The 4,102-nt window shown below is 54.1% G+C and carries 5 protein-coding genes; 4 read left to right on the top strand and 1 reads right to left on the bottom strand.

Annotated features, from left to right (window positions below):
• Positions 1 to 281: 281 nt before the first annotated feature.
• A complete protein-coding gene (locus tag ACEWFR_RS23655; protein ID WP_374063332.1) occupies positions 282 to 785 on the top strand; it encodes an ArsR family transcriptional regulator in 504 nt (167 codons plus the stop codon).
• Between the two features lie 146 nt (positions 786 to 931).
• Positions 932 to 1,294 carry a hypothetical protein gene (locus ACEWFR_RS23650; RefSeq protein WP_374063331.1) on the top strand — a complete coding sequence of 121 codons (363 nt, stop codon included), beginning with the start codon at positions 932 to 934 and terminating at the stop codon, positions 1,292 to 1,294.
• Positions 1,295 to 1,587: 293 nt separating this feature from the next.
• On the opposite strand, the gene ACEWFR_RS23645 is transcribed toward ACEWFR_RS23650, so the two are convergent.
• Entirely contained in the window at positions 1,588 to 2,718 is a 1,131-nt protein-coding gene (locus tag ACEWFR_RS23645; RefSeq protein ID WP_374063330.1) for a transposase, read from the bottom strand.
• A gap of 75 nt (positions 2,719 to 2,793) precedes the next feature.
• On the opposite strand from ACEWFR_RS23645, the gene ACEWFR_RS23640 reads away from it, so the two are divergent.
• Together ACEWFR_RS23640 and ACEWFR_RS23635 are read left to right on the top strand one after the other, a co-directional pair.
• Positions 2,794 to 3,030, top strand: coding sequence for a hypothetical protein (locus ACEWFR_RS23640; protein ID WP_374063329.1), 237 nt, complete (start codon positions 2,794 to 2,796; stop codon positions 3,028 to 3,030).
• The gene (locus tag ACEWFR_RS23635; RefSeq protein ID WP_098726272.1) at positions 3,027 to 3,584 is read left to right on the top strand and encodes a hypothetical protein; all 558 of its coding nucleotides are present in this window, start codon (positions 3,027 to 3,029) and stop codon (positions 3,582 to 3,584) included. Before ACEWFR_RS23640 ends, ACEWFR_RS23635 begins: the two co-directional genes overlap by 4 nt.
• Positions 3,585 to 4,102 lie beyond the last annotated feature (518 nt).

The following is a 4,102-nucleotide window of genomic DNA, read 5'->3' as shown; positions in this document are numbered from 1 at the left end:
CGTATATACGAGGTAGATACGCATAAAGATACCGATAGCGTGGGCCTGCGGGACGGCAGTATCGTATTGATGAAAGATGATGACGGCGCTGTATCCCTCCCTACTCGCTCCCTCCGGTCGCTCGTTGAGGAAGGGGCCTTAGCGCCTGCGGTCAGGTAAGACGGTGGATTCGTGTTCACTATTGCTGTTTTGAATATTTGAACAAAGCCAAATTATTTGAGGAGGGCAATGGAAGAGCCAGTACGATGATCGACTCGGCCCAGGGCTCGTGGACGGAGAGTATGAGCGGACGTAAGCGCGTCCGACACGTCGTAGAACTGCTGAACGAGCCAACGCTGGTACAGGAAATCGCGGACCGTGCAGAGGTCTCGCGCACAACGGCAGACGACGAACTCCAGCGCTTGGAGAGCGACGACTGGGTCACTGAAACGACCATTGACGGGACGAAGGCGTACGATCTAAATCCTGTTCGGATGCTTTTCGACGAAGTGACGGACTTGATTGAAGAGCACTCACGCGACGAGTTAGAGAGCCAGCTCACGGAGTTGAAAGCTGAGCAGGAGGAACTCGCCGCGGAGTACAACGTCGATTCGTTCACGGAGTTCCGAGAGCAACTCGCTGTGGACGAGTTGTCGGCTGACGAGCTTCGGGAGCGTCGCAATGTGATCACTACGTGGGAGGCGATCAACACGGAAATCGGGCTCGTAAAACACGCGCTCCAGCTGTATGGAGACGTCGTTGAACTCTCCTCACTCCAGACTGACTCACGTTCGACGTTCGCCTAATGCCCGTATTTCTCGCTAATCGGGCGAATTTACAGAGTAAACGGCTCCACGATCGTATTCAGCAACGGCTTAGTGCCGAATTCAACAACGTTCGACGACGGCGTACTGAGCCGCACGAAACTGGCCTGTACCGTGTCGTTGGCGACGTGAATCCACGACAGTTCCTCGGCGATGACGAATATCCAGTGACAGTTGCTCGGGTCGAGATCGGGTTCCAGCTACGAACAAGTGACCAATACGAGCACTACTGGATCAACTGGATTGAGCCGGACCGAAGCCTTCTCGTCTGCTGGCACCAAGACGATACCCACGACGACCTCGGTCCGGTACATCTACAAATAAACGACGGCTCAACCGTCGTCGCTCACGAGCAAGCACAATTCATCGACACGCATCCGCTTGACGTCATCGAGCAGAGGCTCAAATCGCTTCAAGACGCGATCCTCGCCGTCGAGTGGGAGAAGCAACGACCGATCGGATTTGACACGTCTACGACTCTTTTCGAGTAGCTGTCCATCCGCGATTGGAACTTTACCAGTCATATTGCGACTTTGTTGGGTGACTGTTATACGACATCGAGGAGAATACCCGCGCCTTTACAGTAGTTGCTGATTCGATCAGGAAAGCCGCAAGGATTGAAGTCTCAGTCTCAACTCCGACTTCGTGAAACCGTGCTCAGTGCTGTCCAGAGAGTGGAACAGCTGCCGAAGCTTTTCGTCAGCCGTTGTTTTTCCAGTCTTGCCAGTACTGAACGGCGTACTGACTCGGGCTGCTCAGCCCGAGTCAGTCGTCGAGACAACCGCTATCCGTACGGTATTTGCCCGAGAAACGCGCGAAACAGGGCGGTCGGGACGAATGGATCCGTCCCGACCGCCCGACGTGGAGTCACGAGCAGATTCGTCAATACCCACAGATTGTACAACGCGACAGCAAACAGAAAGTAAAATAGTCGTACTGAGAACGTTGGTGACGACGTTCTCGGGAGAAACTCCGTAATCTTGCGATAGGACGTTTCGATCCCCCACCGACGGCGATATACTTCGGCCAGTGGTCGAGCAATCTCGACGTCAGTGCCGACGTCGAGATCGCGGTTGGTAACCAGACAGAAGTGGTCGTCATCTCGTGTTCGGTGCGGAACGACGACGAGCCGGACTGTCGTCCGGCCCGTCGGCGGATTCGATCGAGCCATCTCGTACTCTGCGATGAACGTATCGCTGTCGTGGTCGTCAATGAATTGCTGTACCTTCCGTGTTTGCGGCGCACGCATCAGGAACTCAACGTCGAGGTCTTCAAGCGCTAGAGCGAGGTGAACACGATAGAAGCCACGATCGAGGTAGAGCCGATTGATATCGACGTACTCGCGGACTTCTGAGACGAGTTGGCGGAGTGTATCCGCCAACTCGTCGGTATCGCTGCCTTCCAAGACAACCGATCCGAGCGTGAATTGGACACTCGGATCGACGATACAGACGGTAGCAAACTTGTACGCACGATCGGTACCTTGCGCAGGATTCGTTGTACAGACGTGAGGGGTCTCTTCGCCCCCGTAATAGAGCCAGTCGTGAACGTCAATTGCGACATCTACTGGCCTGGTAAACACTCGGTTGCGAGCTGCTTCCTCAAGGATCGCCTCGCGGACGCGGTCGAACTGATCGTCGGCCGCGTCCGCGTCGAGTCCACGCAAATGATAGAGGAGTTCTCGTGCGAGCGGATTTCGAGCGGTTGCGTCAATGGCAATATCGTCGCTACGGGCGAGCTGATAGGCTTTCGCATCAGTATTGGCGAACTCATTGTCGAATGCGATCTGAGCGAGGACTTGTTGGAAGTCCTCGCTCGGATAGGTGCCGTTCGCAGCGATCCCGAAGTCAAGTTCCGGAAACAGCAGTGATGAAGCTGCGCGAGTTACTTGCGTTGCCTCGGTTGTCTCGACCATATCGAGACAACGACCGCAATGATAATCGTCACCTGGTTACTTCAGCAACTACTGTTCAGGCGCGGGAGGATGTCAATGGACAAGCTGTTCACGGAACCTCGCCACGTCATCGTCGGCCGCGACGCCTTCCTCGTGTTCAGCAACGAGCGCCCTTCGATGTCTGCAAAGCGCGTTGTGGAAATAACAACCCCTTCCTCGGGGGCGAACGGCGTCATCCGTGAGAGAGTAGGGTGGGGTAGTTCACCATCTATCTCGTATATCTGTGATCCATCCAAAGAAATAATAGAGCAAGCCGCGTACTGGTGTATATGACTGATCGTGGCCTCGGATCGTGGACCAATGACCTCTCTGCTCGAGAGCGTGTCAGAGAAATCGCTACAACGCTCACCGAGCCTCGCTCCGTCGAGTGGGTACGCAAAGAAGCACAGGTGTCCTCGTGGCAGACCGCGAAAGATGAGTTAGAGATGCTCGTCGAATTCAGGCAAGTACAGGCTATCGAAGGTGATGGTGGGAATCCGAAGTATGCGCCAAACTACCAGCTCCGATACTTCAATGAGGTGACCGATCTGATCAACAACTACACCCGAGAGGACCTTCGGACAGAAATCGCATCTATTCAAGCTGAAATTGATGAGTGGAAGACGAAATTCGACATCGAATCGCGAGATGAGTTAGAATCGACGCTCACTGATGATGACCTGGACAGTGAGACCATCCGAGAGCGCAACCGTGTACTCCGACAGTGGGAGCGCTACGAGGACAATAAGCGTCTGCTCAAGCACGCACTAGAACTCTATGATGACGCCCGAGAACTCTACCCGGGACAGACCGATTCGTCTAACTCTTTGATTCCGCTCTCCCAGTAGGCCTCACGATGATTTTTCTCGCAAATCGGTCGAATCTCGATAAACGGACACTCCTTTCTCGGCTCCACAACCGGTTGCAGACACAGGTACCTGCAGAGGATTCCCCGATCGAGCAAGTCTGGTATCACACGTCAGCGGGGAACAAAGTCGGCGTCCGGTCCACAGTTATCCCGTCGAAATTCCTTGATATGCCATACCCGATTGATGAAGCGGAACTCCACATTTCGTTTGACTTTCCGCAGAGCCACGCGTACGATTTCTACTCGGTTCAGTGGGTCGAGTCCAACCGAGATCTCATGATTGGGTGGCATCAAGATGAAACGCACATGGATCTTGGTGAGTGCCACTTCCAAATCGATTCTCAAGGCGAAACCGTACAGCGAGAACAAGCAACGTTTCTTGATGTGCATCCATTAAACGTGTTTGACCAGCGAATCGCTGATCTTGTGGACGTACTTGATACGATCATATGGACCGATAAAGTCCCGTCCCTCCCTAAGACGGCAGTCCGTTGATTC

It is taken from the genome of Natrinema sp. H-ect4, from assembly GCF_041894845.1.
Lineage (GTDB): Archaea > Halobacteriota > Halobacteria > Halobacteriales > Natrialbaceae > Natrinema.
Note: the sequence above shows the minus strand (reverse complement) of the source record. Positions and strands in the feature narration are given on the sequence as shown.